The sequence below is a fragment of the Amycolatopsis acidiphila genome (assembly GCF_021391495.1).
GTDB lineage: Bacteria > Actinomycetota > Actinomycetes > Mycobacteriales > Pseudonocardiaceae > Amycolatopsis_E > Amycolatopsis_E acidiphila.
Genome location: NZ_CP090063.1, coordinates 4714425 through 4729228 on the forward strand (window position 1 = coordinate 4714425; position 14804 = coordinate 4729228).

14 protein-coding genes are annotated in these 14804 nt (G+C 72.3%); 5 read left to right on the top strand and 9 right to left on the bottom strand.

All coding sequences use genetic code 11. The features are described from left to right. The first annotated feature begins 376 nt into the window (after window positions 1-376). The 5 genes from LWP59_RS23035 to LWP59_RS23055 all read left to right on the top strand — a co-directional run bounded on the left by LWP59_RS23035 (window position 377) and on the right by LWP59_RS23055 (window position 5686). The gene (locus LWP59_RS23035) at window positions 377-1162 is read left to right on the top strand and encodes an IclR family transcriptional regulator (RefSeq protein WP_186383339.1); all 786 of its coding nucleotides are present in this window, start codon (window positions 377-379) and stop codon (window positions 1160-1162) included. A 68-nt stretch (window positions 1163-1230) separates the two neighbouring features. Next, window positions 1231-2688, top strand: coding sequence for a UbiD family decarboxylase (locus tag LWP59_RS23040; RefSeq protein WP_144641243.1), 1458 nt, complete (start codon window positions 1231-1233; stop codon window positions 2686-2688). A gap of 108 nt (window positions 2689-2796) precedes the next feature. After that, window positions 2797-3942 carry a thiolase C-terminal domain-containing protein gene (locus tag LWP59_RS23045; protein ID WP_144641246.1) on the top strand — a complete coding sequence of 382 codons (1146 nt, stop codon included), beginning with the start codon at window positions 2797-2799 and terminating at the stop codon, window positions 3940-3942. Further along, window positions 3939-4346 (top strand): Zn-ribbon domain-containing OB-fold protein, encoded by a 408-nt coding sequence (locus LWP59_RS23050; protein ID WP_144641249.1) that lies wholly within the window; start codon window positions 3939-3941, stop codon window positions 4344-4346. Before LWP59_RS23045 ends, LWP59_RS23050 begins: the two co-directional genes overlap by 4 nt. After that, entirely contained in the window at window positions 4346-5686 is a 1341-nt protein-coding gene (locus LWP59_RS23055) for a CaiB/BaiF CoA transferase family protein (RefSeq protein ID WP_144641252.1), read from the top strand. The genes LWP59_RS23050 and LWP59_RS23055 overlap by 1 nt, the downstream gene beginning before the upstream one ends. Before the next feature lie 40 nt (window positions 5687-5726). Here LWP59_RS23055 and LWP59_RS23060 read toward each other — a convergent pair whose 3' ends face one another. The 9 genes from LWP59_RS23060 to LWP59_RS23100 all read right to left on the bottom strand — a co-directional run bounded on the left by LWP59_RS23060 (window position 5727) and on the right by LWP59_RS23100 (window position 14735). After that, window positions 5727-7091 carry an LLM class flavin-dependent oxidoreductase gene (locus LWP59_RS23060; RefSeq protein ID WP_144641255.1) on the bottom strand — a complete coding sequence of 455 codons (1365 nt, stop codon included), beginning with the start codon at window positions 7089-7091 and terminating at the stop codon, window positions 5727-5729. After that, window positions 7088-7816 carry an ABC transporter ATP-binding protein gene (locus tag LWP59_RS23065; RefSeq protein WP_144641258.1) on the bottom strand — a complete coding sequence of 243 codons (729 nt, stop codon included), beginning with the start codon at window positions 7814-7816 and terminating at the stop codon, window positions 7088-7090. Before LWP59_RS23065 ends, LWP59_RS23060 begins: the two co-directional genes overlap by 4 nt. Beyond that, window positions 7792-8634, bottom strand: a complete 843-nt coding sequence (locus LWP59_RS23070; RefSeq protein WP_144641260.1) for an ABC transporter permease — start codon at window positions 8632-8634, stop codon at window positions 7792-7794. The genes LWP59_RS23065 and LWP59_RS23070 overlap by 25 nt, the downstream gene beginning before the upstream one ends. Next, window positions 8631-9677: a PhnD/SsuA/transferrin family substrate-binding protein gene (locus tag LWP59_RS23075; RefSeq protein ID WP_144641263.1), complete on the bottom strand. Its 1047-nt coding sequence runs from the start codon at window positions 9675-9677 to the stop codon at window positions 8631-8633. Before LWP59_RS23075 ends, LWP59_RS23070 begins: the two co-directional genes overlap by 4 nt. A 115-nt stretch (window positions 9678-9792) precedes the next feature. After that, complete coding sequence (locus tag LWP59_RS23080) at window positions 9793-10986, bottom strand: ROK family protein (protein ID WP_144641266.1); 1194 nt, start codon at window positions 10984-10986, stop codon at window positions 9793-9795. Window positions 10987-11081: 95 nt separating this feature from the next. After that, window positions 11082-12056, bottom strand: coding sequence for a TauD/TfdA dioxygenase family protein (locus tag LWP59_RS23085; RefSeq protein WP_144641269.1), 975 nt, complete (start codon window positions 12054-12056; stop codon window positions 11082-11084). 65 nt (window positions 12057-12121) lie between these two features. Then, on the bottom strand, window positions 12122-12841 hold the full coding sequence (locus LWP59_RS23090; RefSeq protein WP_144641272.1) for a GNAT family N-acetyltransferase: 720 nt from the start codon (window positions 12839-12841) through the stop codon (window positions 12122-12124). Between the two features lie 131 nt (window positions 12842-12972). Then, window positions 12973-13869, bottom strand: a complete 897-nt coding sequence (locus tag LWP59_RS23095) for a serine hydrolase (protein ID WP_144641275.1) — start codon at window positions 13867-13869, stop codon at window positions 12973-12975. Next, entirely contained in the window at window positions 13866-14735 is an 870-nt protein-coding gene (locus tag LWP59_RS23100; protein WP_186383340.1) for a LysR family transcriptional regulator, read from the bottom strand. The genes LWP59_RS23095 and LWP59_RS23100 overlap by 4 nt, the downstream gene beginning before the upstream one ends. Window positions 14736-14804: the final 69 nt, after the last annotated feature.

The window sequence follows — 14804 nt, forward strand, 5'->3', positions numbered from 1 at the left end:
GCCACGGCCCGAACGGGGCGCCCGACTGGTGTTCCGTTGGGCGAAACGTTTGTCCTGTTCAGCCGATAGCTAGATGTATACGGGATCACGTCCGGGGCAGTCAAGAAGTGATCGGACGAGTTCGCGACGGGCACGCAGCTTTCCGAGATCGCGCAGAACCTGTTTGATACCAACGAGATTCGCGGAGCCGGCTCGAGGATGCCCCTTGACATCCCGCACGGGAGCGGTGACCCTACGGGCATGGAGGCGAACAGCCGTTCCGTTGTACGAAACAGATCCCCGTGACTCCGAGCCGGTGCCGGAGCGCGGACGGTTGAGTGTGGGACCCGGGTGCGGGAGTGTGGAGCTCGCGCGGGCATCGGAGCTCGGAGGAACTGTGGTCGCAGGTGAACGTGAACCGGTCGCCAGGGCGATCGACGTGCTGTCCTGGCTCGCGGCGAACCCCAAGCCCCCGTGGAGCGTGCGGCACGTCGCCCGCGGCCTGCGGATGTCCCCGACGACCGTGCACCGGATCTTCGGCATCTTCGAAACCCGTGGCCTGCTGGAGAAGGACGGCGAGGGCGGCTACGTCGCGGGCCTGGAGCTGTACCGCATCTCGCACTCCGTGGCCGCGCAGATGTCGCCGGTGCACCTCGTCCGGCGGCACCTCGAAGCGCTGTGCGCCGAGTGCGGGGAGACCGTGCTCCTCGGCGGCTACGACGCCAAACGGGCTCAGATGATGTTCGTCGACGTCGTGCAGGCGCCGCATCCCGTGCAGTACCTCTCGAAGCTCAACGAATGGCTCCCCCTGCACTCCGGCGCGACCGGGCTGGCGATCCTCGCCTTCCTCCCCGAGCTCGAGCGCAAGTCGATCTACGCGGCGGGGCTGGCGTCGCTGACCGACCGCACCCTGGTCACCGAGGACGACATCGAAGCCGCGCTCACCCAGGTACGGCAGCAGGGTTACGCCTGCAGCCACGGGCAGCGCACGCTCGGCGCCGTCGGCATCGCCGCCCCGGTCTTCGACGCCGCCGACCACGTCTTCGGCGACGTCTGCGTCACCATCCCCGAGCAGCGCTTCACCGAGCCGATGGCGGCCACCGTCGGCGCCGCGGTGCTCGCCACCAGCAAGATCGTCACCGAGGAGCTGCGCCGCGCGGGCTACCGGCGCGGTATCGCCTGACCGGACCCGCGCCCCGTCACCACGAGCGTCCGGCTTTCGCGCGCACCAGCGAGCTGGAAGGACCCGTCATGCCATTCGAGGACTACCGTGCCTATCTCGACGCCGTCGAGGGAATCGGCGAGCTGAAGCTCGTGCGCGGGGCGGACACCAAGTCCGACATCGGTCCCATCACCGAGATCACCGCCTGGTCCCCCGAGCACCCGCTCATCCTGTTCGACGACATCGCGGGCTACCCCGCGGGCTGGCGGATCGCGGCCCACTCCTTCGACTCCTACCAGCGGATGCGGCTGATCCACGGGTTCCCCGACGGTCTGCGCGGGCGGGCGCTGACGTTGTGGTGGAAGGAAAAGCTCGACAACTACGTCCCGGTGCCGCCGCGGATGGTCGACTCCGGACCGGTGCTCGACGTCGTGCAGACCGGCGACGAGGTCGACCTCACCCAGTTCCCGGCGCCGCTGTGGCACGCCGACGACGGCGGTCCCTACCTCGCCACCGGTGGCGCGTCGATCCTGCGCGACCCGGACACCGGCCGGCTCAACGTCGGCTGCTACCGGGGGATGCTCTACGACCGCAACACCCTCGGGCACCATCTGGCCGGTGGCCACAACGGCCAGGTCATCCGGGACAAGTACTTCGAGCGCGGGCAGAACTGCCCGGTGGTGATCAGCCTGGGCAACGATCCGGCGTTCACCCTGGCCGGGGCGGAGAACGTCGGCTTCGGCACCAGCGAGCTCGAGTACGGCGGCTTCCTGCGCGGCGCCCCGTTCGAGCTCGTCGAGGGCCCGCACACCGGGCTGCCGATGCCCGCGACGGCGGAAGTCGTGCTCGAAGGCGAGATCCTGCACCCCGACCACGAGGACAAGCGGCTGGAAGGCCCGTGGGGCGAAGGCGCCGGGTACTACGCCTCCGCCTTCGCGCAGCCGCCGGTCCGGGTGCACGCCTGCTACCGCCGCCACGACCCGATCGTGCTCGGCGAGCCGACCCTGCGCTTCCGCAACCGCGGTGCGGCGGGCGGGTTCGCCCAGACCGCGCGGCGCTGGCACCTGCTGGAGCGCTCCGGGCTCGAAGGCATCAGGGGCGTCGCCCAGTCCGGGCCGTACCTGGTGATCTCGGTCAAGCAGCACTACTCGGGGCACGCACTGCGGATCGCGGACTACGCCATGGCCGGGCTCGCCGACCGGCCGCCGCGCTACCTCGTCCTGGTCGACGACGACATCGACCCGTACAACCCGGCGCTGGTCAACTGGGCCATCAGCACCAGGGTCGACCCCGCCGCTCAGGTCCACATCGGACGCGACCGCTGGTGCAACGTGGTCAACCCCGCCGGGCTCACCCCGGCGAAGCGGGTCATCGAGGACTACACCATCGGCACCATGATCATCGACGCGTGCAAGCCGTTCCGGTGGCGGTTCGACTGGGAGAAGATGTTCTCCCACAGCGACATCCCCGAGCAGCTGCGCGCGCAGACGGCGGAGAAGTGGGCGGACAAGCTCGGCCCCCTCATCACCGCACCCAAACCGGCCTAGAGAGTGTTCTGAAAGCGGTATGCGTAGCGGTGCGGGTAGCGGCGCCAGTTGAGTGCCCACAGCAAGCGGCTCCGCCGCTTGGGAAACAGAATTCAGGAGGAGTCCACAGTGACCACAGCAGCAGCGACGGCCATCGTCGGGGTGGGCGCGACGGAACAGGGCGAGATCCCTGGCGAGACCGGGAACCAGATCGCCGTGCGGGCCGCGGTCGAGGCCCTGCGGGACGCGGGGATCGACAAGTCCGCGATCGACGGCCTGGTGACGTGCAAGCCGCCGCGCTCGGGGGAGAACGGCGGCATCGACGAGGACATCGGCTTCCTGCTGGGCATCAACCCCGCCTTCAGCACCACCCTCGAGTACGGCGCGTGCGGCTTCTCCCTGCACATAGCCGCGATGGCCATCCAGGCCGGACTCGCCAGTACGGTGCTGCTGACCTACGGCTCGAACCAGCGCAGTGCCAAGGCGAACTTCTCCACCCCGGTCGGCGGCACCGCGGACTGGGCGGCGCTCGCGGGGTTCGTGCACGTGGCCGGTCCCGCCGCGATGGCCGCGCGCCGGCACATGGCGCTGTACGGCACGACCGAGGAACAGCTGGGCTGGGTCTCGGTCGCGCAGCGGGAATGGGCGCTGGACAACCCGCGCGCGATCTTCCGCAAGCCGCTGACGATCGAGGACTATGTGGACAGTCCCTACCTGGTGGCGCCGCTGCGCCGGCCGGACCTGACGATGATCTCCGACGGCGGCACCGCGATCGTGCTGACCAGTGCCGGGCGGGCGCGGGACTTCGCACCGCGGCCGGTGTACCTCGCGGCGATGGCGCAGCAGTCGGCGATGCGCAACGATCAGAACCCCGACAAGGTGATGCGGCCCTGGATCGCCGACATCGCGAAGCGGCTCTACGCCTCGGCGGGGATGCGCCCGTCGGACATGGACCTGGTGTACCTGCAGGACGCGACCTCGGTCTGGGTGCTGCAGCAGCTGGAGTGGTACGGCTTCTGCGGGGTCGGCGAGGCAGGCCCCTTCCTGGCCGAGGGGCACACCCGGCCCGGCGGGTCGCTGCCGGTCAACACCAACGGCGGCCAGCTCTCCGAGTCCTACATGTGGAACTGGATGCACCTGTTCGAATGCGTCCGGCAGCTGCGCGGCGACTGCGGGGACCGGCAGATCGCCGGGGCCGAGGTCGCCCTGCACGCACAGACCCACGACTTCTTCAAAGGCGCGGCCACCATCCTGACGACACGGAGTGAGTCATGAGCACCTACGCCAAGCCCCTGCCCGACACGAGTGACCCGGCGACCGCGCCGTTCTGGGCCGCGAGCCGCGAGGGCAGGCTGGTCGCACAGCAGTGCGCCCGCTGCGGCTACCTGCGCTGGCCCCCCGGCCCGGTCTGCACCGAGTGCCAGACCCCCGGCGGGGAGTGGACGGAGCTCGCCCCGAGCGGCACGCTCTACAGCTACGCCGAGTACCACCGCGCGCTCGACCCGGCGTTCAAGGAGGACATCCCCTACCGGGTCGGGCTCGTGGAGCTGGACGAGGGCCCGCGGATGTACGGCATGATGCGCGGCGAGCTGGTCACCGCCGACATCGGGAAGAAGGTGCGGGCCGTCTTCGAGCCCGCCACCCCCGAGGTCACCTTCGTGCGCTGGGAACTCGTGTGATGACCGCCGATGGGGTCACCGGCGTGCCCGAGGGCCGTCGGCTGTCCGTCCTGGACGGTGTGCGAGTACTGGACCTGACCCGGTTCCTGGCAGGCCCGTTCGGCGCCATGGTGCTCGCGGACCTCGGCGCGGACGTGCTGAAGGTGGAGCAGCTCACCGGCGACTCGACGCGGGCGAACCCACCGTACTTCCACCAGGGCGACAGCGCCTACTTCCTGGCCATCAACCGGAACAAGCGCTCGATCGCGCTCGACATCCGCTCCCCGGAGGGCAAGCGGATCCTGCGCGAGCTGATCGCGGACTCCGATGTGGTGCTGGACAACCTGCGCGCACCGCAGCGCAAGGCGCTCGGACTGTCCTTCGAGGACATCTCGGCGGTCAACCCGAAGATCGTCAGCGTCTCGGTCACCGGGTTCGGCTCGGACGGGCCCTACGCGGACCGGCCCGCCTACGACATCATCGTCGAGGCACTGGCCGGGGTGATGAGCGTGACCGGGCCGGTCGGCGGGCCGAGCGTGCGCGCCGGGGTGCCGATCGGGGACATCACCGCCGGGTTGTACGCGGCGATCGCCGCGCTGGCGGGCCTGCAGACGGTGCGCAGCACCGGCCGCGGCACGCACCTGGACGTGGGGATGCTGGACTGCCAGGTGAGCCTGCTGTCGTACCTCGCGCAGTACTACTTCACCGGCGGGCTGGTGGCGACCCACCAGGGCCGCGAGCACGTGTCGATCCCGACCTACAACACGTTCTCGACCAAGGACGGCACGGAGATCGTGATCGCCGCGAACACCCAGGAGCAGTGGCTGGCGCTGTGCGGCGTGCTGGGCCGCGAAGACCTCGCGGCCCAGCCGCGCTTCCGGAGCAACCCCGAGCGGCTGCGCCACCGCGACGAGCTGGTCCCGATCCTGCGGGAGGAGGTGGCGAAGTGGCACCGCGAGGACCTCGACCGGGCGTTGGTCGAGGCCGAGGTGCCGGTGGCGCCGATCAACACGATCGACGTCGCGCTGCGCAACCCGCAGGTCCGCCACCGGGAGATGGTGGTGCGCAGCCCGCACCGCCGCGGCGGTGACTTCCTCACGATCGGGGTGCCGGTCAAGAGCCGGCAGTCCCCGGGCGCGAAGTTCCAGTCGCCACCCGCGCTGGGCGGCGACACCGTGGCGGTCCTGCACCGCCTCGGCTACAGCGACGGGGACATCGCGCGTCTGCAGGAGGCCGATGTGCTCCGCGCGGCGGCCGGCGACGCCCCCGCCGAGACCGCGCCGTCCCGCGACGGCGAGCTCGGGGACGACGGCGCGCACACCGACTCCCGCGACCTGGCGCGACCTGGTCCGCCCGAGTGACCGGCCGAAGCTGTCGATGCCCGCGGGGATCTCGCCGAGCCTAAGGCGAGACCGCTCGCGGGCGGCGAGCGTCCCCGTCGCGGGACGGGATCGCGCTCGCCCCGGGCCGCGCCAGCCCGTAGTGCCCGCGCAGCGTGCTCGTCTCGTAGCCGGTCCGGAACAGCCCCCGGGACCGCAGGATCGGCAACACCGTGTCCACAAAGGACCGTAGTCCGGCCGGCAGCACCGCGGGCATCACGTTGAACCCGTCCGCGGCCCCCGAGGTGAACCAGTGCTCGATGGTGTCGGCCACCTGGAGCGGGGTCCCGGTGAACGTCCGGTGCCCGCGCCCGCCGCCGAGCCTGCCGATCAGCTGCCGGACGGTCAGGTTCTCCCGCCGCGCGAGGGTGACGATCAGGGTGTAGCGGCTCTTCGCGCCCTCGATCTCGTCCTCGCCCGGCAGCTCCGCGGGCAGCGGTTCGTCCAGCACCAGCCGTTCCGGCGGCACGCGCAGCTGCCTGGCGAGCTGGTCCACCGCGTAGTCCGGCACGATCAGCCGGTCCAGCTCGGCGTCGAGGGCCCGGGCCTCGTCCTCGGTCTCGCCGAGCACGGGCACGATCCCGGGCAGGATCTTCACCGACTCCGGGTCGCGGCCGAGGTCCGCGGCGCGTTTCTTGACGTCCGCGTAGAAGGCCTGGCCCTCCTCGAGAGTGGGCTGCGCGGTGAACACCGCGTCGGCGTACCGGGCGGCGAACTCCTTGCCGTCCTCGGAGGACCCGGCCTGGACGAGCAGCGGATGCCCCTGGGGCGAGCGCGGCACGTTGAGCGGGCCGGCCACACTGGAGTGCTCGCCCAGGTGATCGACCGGGAAGACCCGGCCCGGATCGGTGTGCACCCCGCGCGCCTTGTCCGCCACGATCGCGTCGTCGGCCCAGCTGTCCCACAGCTTCCGCGAGACGTCGACGAACTCGGCCGCGCGCCGGTACCGCTCGGCGTGCGCCGGCTGCGCGTCCAGGCCGAAGTTGCGCGCCGCCTCGTCGCCGGCGGTGGTGACGATGTTCCACCCCGCGCGGCCGCCGCTGAGGTGGTCGAGCGAGGCGAGCCGGCGGGCGAGGTTGTACGGCTCGTTGTAGCTGGTGGAGGCTGTCGCGCTGAGGCCGATCCGGCTGGTCGCCCTGGCGAGCGCGGCGAGCAGCAGCGTCGGTTCGAGCCTGCCGCTGGGCCTGCGGCCCGGGTCTCCCCACAGCACGGGGCTGTCGGCGAGGAACACCGAGTCGAACCCCGCGCCCTCGGCGATCCTGGCCAGCTCCTCGAAGTACCCCACGTCCACATGCGACAGCGGGTCCGCGCCGGGCAGCCGCCAGGACGCCTCGTGGTGGCCGGTGTCGTGGATGAACAGGTTGAGATGCAGCTGGGGGCCGGTCATGGCTTCGCTCCTGTCGTCGCGGCGCCCAGTGCGTGCCGGAGCAGGTCGCGGTATTCGTGGAACCCGGGGTCCCGCAGGGAGCGGGACCCGGGCAGGTCGATGCGGACGTCGACGGCGATGCGGCCGGCCTCGAGCACGAGCACCCGGTCGGCCAGCTCGACGGCCTCGTCCACGTCGTGCGTGACGAGCAGGACCGTCGGGCGGTGGCGCTGGTAGAGCTCGCGCAGCAGACCGTGCATCCTGATCCGGGTGAGCGCGTCCAGCGCGCCGAACGGCTCGTCGGCCAGCAGCAGCTCGGGCTCGGCCACCAGTGACCGGGCGAGCGCCACCCGCTGCTGCTCGCCGCCCGACAGCTCGCCGGGCCAGGCCCGCTCCCGCCCGGCCAGCCCGACCTCGGCGAGCGCTTCGGCACCGGCTCGCCGGGCGCCCGCCAGGCCGAGGACGACGTTGTCGAGCACGCGCAGCCACGGCAGCAGGCGCGAGTCCTGGAACGCCACCGAGACCCGCTCCGGGGTCGTGATCTCCCCGGACCCGGTGACGTCGTGGTCGAGCCCGGCCAGTGCGCGCAGCAGCGTGCTCTTGCCCGAACCGCTCTGCCCCAGCAGTGCGACGAACTCACCGGCGCCCAGCTCGAGGTCGAGCCCGTCCAGCACCGGCTGCGCGGCGAACCGTCGCTCCAAAGAGGACACCCGGACGGCGGTCAGCCCGCCAGCGTGCGCCGCCATGACAGCACCTTTCGCTCGAGGATCCGCAGCAGGGCGTCGGAGCCGAACCCGAAGATCCCGAAGACCGCCAGGCCCACCAGGATCACGTCGGACTGGCCGTAGTCCTGTGCGCGGAACATCATCTTGCCGAGCCCGTCGACCGCGTTGACCGACTCGACCACGACCAGGGTCAGCCAGGCGATCGACGCCGAGAGCCGCAGGCCGAGGAAGAACCCCGGCAGCGCACCGGGGATGACGACCTTGCGCACGAACCGGAGCCGGGAGAGCCCCAGTGACTCGGCGAGCTCGACGTAGCGGTGGTCGATCGCGATCAGCGCGGCGTGTGTCTGGACGTAGCTGTAGACCACCACGCCGACCGCGATGAGCACGATCTTGAACTGCTGGCCGATGCCCAGCCACAGGATCATCAGCGGGGCAAGGCCGAGCAGCGGGATCGCCCGCTTCACCTGTACCGGCCCGTCGATCAGCGCCTCCCCCACCCGGCTGAGCCCGGCCAGCAGGGCCAGCGCGGTCCCGGCCAGCACGCCGATGCCGAACCCGAGGCCGACGCGGTACAACGACGCGCCGAGGTTCGCCTGAAGCGTGCCGTCCGCGATCAGGTCGGCACCGGTGCGCACGACCGTCCACGGCGCGGACAGCTTCCGCGGGTCGAGCGCGCCGAGGGCGGAGGCGAGCGACCAGAGGCCCAGCAGCACCAGGACACCCAGCAGCCGGGCGAAGGGAACGGTGCGGGGGCGGCTGAGCCTGCGGGTGGCTTTGCTGGTGCCCCGCGGAGTGGCCACCACGCCGGTCGTCTTCGGTTCGATCACGCTCGTCATGACCGGGGCCCCTGGTAGGCGGGCGCCACCGCGTCCGCCGCGACCCGCTCGAACCGCCGGTCGAACAGGTCGGCCGCGGCGAAGGAATGGCCGAAGTAGCCCCACTTCGACACCAGGTCGACGGTCTCCTGCTCCCATCTGATAGCCGCGTCCCAGCTCGCCGGGAACTCCGGCTTCTCGCTGGTGTCCACGATCCGCCTGCCGTCGGCCGCACTCACCTGCTGGTCCTTGACGTAGTACGCGTCGATCCAGGCGTCCGGGTTCTCCCAGGCCCACACCTGGGAACGCGACCAGAACGGGATGAAGGCCTTGATGGCCGCGGCCTTGCCCGGATCGGCGAGCACGTCGGTGGGTGCCCACAGGATGGTCAGGGCGTCGACCGCGGGGGTGACGATGCCGCGGGCCCCCTCGGGGCCGAACTGGGTGAGGTACTTGGTCAGCGTCGGCTCCGCCAGCGGTGCCACATCGACCTGCCCGGCCTGCAACGAGGTCAGGAACTGCGGGCTGTTGAGCTCGACCAGCTGGACGTCGTCCTTGGTCAGGCCCTGCTGTTCCAGGGTGCGCAGCACGACGACGCCCTGTGCCTGGCCGGGCGAGAACGCGATCTTCTTGCCGCGCAGGTCGCCGAGTGCGTGCACGTCCGATCCGGGCGCGGTGGCGAGCACGTACTGCGGCTGCTGCTTCCATTGCACCGCAACGATCTTCGCGTCCAGCCCGGTGCCGTGCGCCTGGATGGGCGGGATCCCGGCGTTGGTCGCGATGTCGACGGCGTGTGCGCGGAAGGCCTGGATGACGTCGGGGCCGGCCGGCACGACCGGCCAGTCGCGCACGGTGAACGGGAGCTTGCCGACCTCTCCGGCGGACTTGAGCTGCACCTCGGTCGTGTGCACGGCGACCGAGAGCGAGGTCCCGGCGGGCACGGTGTCGGAGACCTGGGCGGTCAGCTGCGTGCTCGCGCTCGACGCGCAGCCGGTGCCGGCCAGCGCGAACGCGGCGAGCAGCGCCGCCAGGCGTCTCGATGGGGAGGGGACGGAACGGGGCATGGGGAGTTCCTCGCATTAATCCACTTCGGACTGTTTCCGGATCCGATTCTCGTTCCGTGCCCCCGAGCGGGTCAATTTTGCGTGGACGTGAACTAATCCCGTTCCACGATATGGGTCAGCTGGTGCGGCGGAGCCTTCTGGTGAGCAGCCGCAACGGATCCTGGTAGAACTCGGTGAGCAGGACCGCGCCCGCGGCGCTGGCGAGCACGGTGCGGGGAAAGCTCGTCGGCAGCACGCTGTGCTCGGGGTCGTCGCACACCCAGGAGCGGGCCGCGAGCTCGGCGCGCAGCGCGGCCAGGCAGCCGGGCACCCTGCTGATCCCGGGTTCCACGACGATCAGCGCGTCGGGGTTGAGCAGGTCCACCAGTGGCACGGCCGCGCGCCCGATCACCCGGGCACGTTCCCGGAAGAGCGCGACCGCGGCGGGCGAGCCTTGCTCGGCCAGCGCCAGCAGGGCCGGGAACGAGGGCTGGTCGAGGATTCCGCCGGCGAGCGCGCGCCGGGCGAGCGTGTGTTCGGACACGGTCGCCTGCAGGCAGCCGGCCCGGCCGCACGAGCAGGGCTCGGCGCTGCCTTCGACGGGAAGGTGCGCGACCGCCCCGGCCGCCGAGCGCGGGCCGTGCTGCACGGTCCCGGCCGTCGCGAAGGCGGCGTCCACCACGTTGCCGACGAACAGCTGGAGCACGCTTTCCCGGGTCACGCCGAACAGTCGCTCGGCGTGGATCAGCGCGCGCGAGTGCCCGTCCACCTCGACCGCGAGCCCGGTTCGCCCGGCCAGCAGGTCGCGTGCGGCCACGTCCCGCCAGCCGAGCACCGGATGCTCGACGATGACGCCGGATGCCTGGTCGACCCAGCCGCCGGTCGCGACGCCCAGGCCGACGGGACTGCGCTCGGGTGCGTGCGCCTCGAGCATCGCGAGCAGCCGGTCGGCGGCCCTTTCCAGTACTGCCAACGGTTCCCGCGCGTGGTGTGGCAGCCGCTCCGCCAGCAGGACGCGGCCGCGCAGGTCCAGCAGCGCGACCGTGGTGTGCGGCACCGCGACGTGGATACCCGCGACGACGTGCTGGGCGGTGTCGATGTCCACGGGCACGTGCGGGCGCCCGACGCGATGCGTGCGGGTCGCCTCGTCCAGCTCCCGCACCAGGCCGAAGGCGGCCAGCTCGGTGATGTGCCCGGTGACCGCCGAGGGGGACAGCCCGGTCCGTCGCGCGATGGTGCTGCGGGCGACCGGCCCGCCGGCCAGCACGTCCCGCAGCACCACGCTCGCGCTCACGCTGCGTCGCGACGACGCGGATGCGTTGCGCGACATGGGTTTCTCCCGCCGTCCGGACCGGTGTCCGCGATCGTCGCAGAAAACCCCGCGCCGTCCCAGCGATCGCCGTGCCGGCCCAGGATGTGGGAGGCTCAGCCGGCCACGACCACCCGGTGCTCCGCGGTGAACGGGCGGCCCTCGATCAGCTCCGACTCGCGCCCGTCCGGTCCCACCGGCCGGTCCCCGATGAGTGTGACCCGGTGCAGCCGCCGCTCGACGTCGAGGTGCTCGAGGTCACGCGGAGCGAGATGCGCGGTAGCACGGTTGTCCCAGAACGCGACGCTGCCCGGCGCCCAGCGGAACCGCACCGTGTACTCGGGACGGGTGATCTCCGCGTACAGCAGCTCCAGCACGGCGTGGCTCTCCCGGGGCGAGAGCCCGACGATGTGGCTGGTGAAGCCCGGGTTGACGAACAGGCCCTTCTCCCCCGTCGCCGGATGCACGCGCACCACCGGGTGCACGGCCACGAGCAGGTTGTCGTTCACCCGCCGCGCGTAGGCGCCGTCCCCGGCCGGACGGTCGCTGCCGCCGTAACGGTGCTCGGCCCGCAGCGTGTCGACGAACGCCCGCACCGGCTCGGACAGGCCCTCGTACGCCGCGACCAGGTTCGTCCACTGCGTGTCGCCACCGAACTCCGGCACGACGTCGGCACGCAGGATCGAGCCCGCCGGCGGGTTCACCGCCGCCGTCACGTCGGTGTGCCAGCCGGTGAAGTAGCTGTACTGCCGGCGGCGGTTCTGCGCGCGGTAGTCCGGCCCGTAGCGCTCCTCGTACCGGCGGGGGTCGATGGTGAAGATCTCCGGATGCCCTTCCGGCGGCGTGTCGTCGTGGGGGTGGGCGTAGGTCAGGTCGCCGAACTGGCGGCCGAACGCGATCTGCGCGGCGTGGTCGAGGTGCTGGCCGCGGAAGAACAGAACCCGATGGGCGTGCAGCGCGTCCTTCAGTTCCGCGACCACGTCCCCGCCGAGCGGGCGCGCGAGATCCACCCCGTCGACGTCTGCCCCGATATGGCCTGCGACCGGGCGCACCGTCAGGGTGCGCGCCGGATTCTCCCGGATCACGGTCATGGTTCTTTCCTCTCCTCGCCGGACGATTTCGGCGATTCGATCGTCGGACCAGACGCGTGGGAGGGTCAATTTTGCGTATTCGCGAAAAAACGCGGTTCCGCGATCTGGGAACCGGGCACCCGCACGGAGGTGAACACCGGCCGGGCCCGCAGCCGGAAGCCGAGTGACTCGTACAGCCCGATCGCGCCGGTGTTGGTCGCCGCGGCGTGCAGGAACGGGGTCTCGCCGCGCTCGCGGATCCCGGCCGCGACCGCCAGCACCAGGCGGGTGCCGAGGCCCTGACCGCGGAACGCCGCGTCGGTGCACACCGCGCTGATCTCGGTCCAGCCCGGCGGGTGCAGCCGCTCCCCCGCCATCGCGATGAGCCTGCCGCCGCGGCGGATGCCGAGGTACGTGCCCAGTTCGACGGTGCGCCGCCGGAACGGGCCCGGGCGGGTCCGTTCGACGAGGGCGAGCATCTCCGGCGCGTCGGCGGCGGTCAGCCGGACCGCTTCGTCGTCGGGCGCCGCGGTCACCCCGGCGTCGACCAGCTGCACGCCGGGCGTGCGGTCGGCGATCTCCCAGCCGGGCGGCGGGACGATCCCGCCTGCCATGGCGACCACGGCCCCCGGCCCCGCCAGCGCCGAGATGTCCGCCCACACGCCCTCGTCCGGTTCCGGGGCCAGTGCGAGGAACGGCGCGACGTCGGCCTCGTAGCGCGCCGCCTGGCCATGCCGTTCGGCGAACCGCGCGTGCGGCCCGGTCAGCGCGGCCCAGGCGGGGTTGTCCAGTACTGCCTCGGTCACCGGGCTTCGCCCTCCTGCCTGTCCGTGCGCTCGCTGCTGTGATCAGCCTAGCCGCCGCGCGCGGACCGGCCGGCCGGCTCGGCGACCCCGCCGCGCACGGGAACTTCGCCGTGCGCGGCGCCGGCGGGTAGTCAGCGCGCGGCGTGCGGCTCCGGCTCCCGAAGCGGGGCCACGGCGTGATAGGCCGCCGTGCCGATGGCCGCGTCCGCGCGGGGGACGGTCGCCTCCGCGCGGGCGGCGTGGGTGAAGACCGCCACCGCGACCGGGTGCTCGTCGGGGTAGCTCACCACGCCCACCTCGTTGCGGACCGCGCCGAGCGTGCCGGTCTTGCCCGCCACCCGCACCGCGCCGGGGAAGCCCGCCCGCAACCGGTGCGTCCACACCTGCGCGAGCAGCACCTGCCGGGCGAACGCGGTCTGCTCCGGTGAAGCGACGTCCCCGCGCCACAACGCCGACATCAGCCGGGTCATCTCGCGGGGTGTCGTCGCCGAGCCGTAGACGGGGTCGAGCGCGCGGATCGCGGCCGTGGCGTTGTTGTCGGTGAGGACGGCGAACGCCGTGGCCACGTCGTGCGCCGCGGTGTCCTGCACCAGCATCCGATGGACGTCGTCCGTGCCGCCGCGCACCGTCGTCGCCGTGAGCGCCAGGTCGTCGAGCACCGCCTGCACCCGCCCGGCGCCGAGCCTGCGGTGCACGGCGTCGGCCGCCGCGTTGTCCGACACGGTGATCATCGAGGTGGCCAGGTCGCGCCAGGTCATCGTCACCGCGTCCCGCAGCGCCGAGAGGCCCGCTGGCCCCTCCGTCCGCGTGTCCGGGTGTACGGTGACCGGCTCCCGCGGGTCGATCTCCCCGTCGTCGACCGCCCGGCAGAAGGCCGCGAGGACGACGACCTTGTACGTCGACGCCATCACGACCGGATCGTCGGCGCCGAACCCGACCTCTCCGTCGCCGGTCACCGGCCGCGCGTGCACCCAGCCACGCACACCCGCGTCGCGGAACACCTCGCGCAACCGGCCTTCGACGCTCACGCCCGCTCCGCCAGGCTTTCGATGGCCGCCGCCCGCGCCTGCGCGTTCGCCGGGTCCGCGTAGACCACGCGCACCCGCAACGGCACCGGGTCTCCGGCCACGGGCCGGCGCACGACGCCCGGCGCGCCGAGATCGGGGTCCGCGGTGAGGGTGAATCCGGCGCCGGAGGCGACCAGGGCGAGTGCCGCCGCCGCGTCGTGCACGGTGGTCGTGTGGCCGTGGTATCCCCGCACGTCGAGCGTCTCGCACAACAGGTCGTACGCCGCCGGGCCGGCGGCGCGGGGGCCGGTGGCGAACTCCAGGTCCCGCAGCAGCCGCAGCGGCACCGGTCCGGGACGGCGGGCGGCGCGGTGGGTCCCGGGCAGCAGGACGTCCATCGGCAGCGCGACGACGGGCCCGCCGACCAGGCCCTCCAGCGGGGACGGGTGTTCGATCACCGCGAACTCCAGTGCTTCGGACCGCAGCCGGTCCAGCAGTGTCACCGTCGGACCGGTCGTCACCTCGACGCGCGCGTCCGCGCACCCGGTGACCGCCGCGGCGACCCCCGCCACGGCGCGCGGCCCGACCGCGGGGACGACCCCGACCCGCAGCCGGTGCGCGACCCTGGCGTGCCGTTCGGCGGCGGCACGCAGCTCCGCGGCGTCGTCGAGCAGCGACCGCGCCCTCGGCAGCAGGTCCCGCGCCGCGGGCGTCAGAGCCGCGCCCCCGCGTCCGCGGTCGAACAGGGAGACGCCCAGCGTGGCCTCGAGACGGCGCACTCCCTGCGACAGCGGCGGCTGCGCCATGCCCAGCCGGGCCGCCGCCCGGCCGAAGTGCCGTTCCTCGGCGACGGCCACGAAGAATTCGAGGTGCCGCAGCAGGTTCACGGGCCCGTGATCACCAGCATCGATATCAACCCCCAGCGGCAACGACCGGATGATGATATTAGCGATATC

Excerpts from the sequence above, each read along its gene's own strand:
- LWP59_RS23080 (WP_144641266.1), bottom strand. The coding sequence starts at position 10,986 with ATGTCGCGCAACGCATCCGCGTCGTCGCGACGCAGCGTGAGCGCGAGC.
- LWP59_RS23070 (WP_144641260.1), bottom strand. The coding sequence starts at position 8,634 with ATGACGAGCGTGATCGAACCGAAGACGACCGGCGTGGTGGCCACTCCG.
- LWP59_RS23050 (WP_144641249.1), top strand. The coding sequence starts at position 3,939 with ATGAGCACCTACGCCAAGCCCCTGCCCGACACGAGTGACCCGGCGACC.
- LWP59_RS23065 (WP_144641258.1), bottom strand. The coding sequence starts at position 7,816 with ATGGCGGCGCACGCTGGCGGGCTGACCGCCGTCCGGGTGTCCTCTTTG.
- LWP59_RS23085 (WP_144641269.1), bottom strand. The coding sequence starts at position 12,056 with ATGACCGTGATCCGGGAGAATCCGGCGCGCACCCTGACGGTGCGCCCG.
- LWP59_RS23040 (WP_144641243.1), top strand. The coding sequence starts at position 1,231 with ATGCCATTCGAGGACTACCGTGCCTATCTCGACGCCGTCGAGGGAATC.
- LWP59_RS23060 (WP_144641255.1), bottom strand. The coding sequence starts at position 7,091 with ATGACCGGCCCCCAGCTGCATCTCAACCTGTTCATCCACGACACCGGC.
- LWP59_RS23055 (WP_144641252.1), top strand. The coding sequence starts at position 4,346 with ATGACCGCCGATGGGGTCACCGGCGTGCCCGAGGGCCGTCGGCTGTCC.
- LWP59_RS23075 (WP_144641263.1), bottom strand. The coding sequence starts at position 9,677 with ATGCCCCGTTCCGTCCCCTCCCCATCGAGACGCCTGGCGGCGCTGCTC.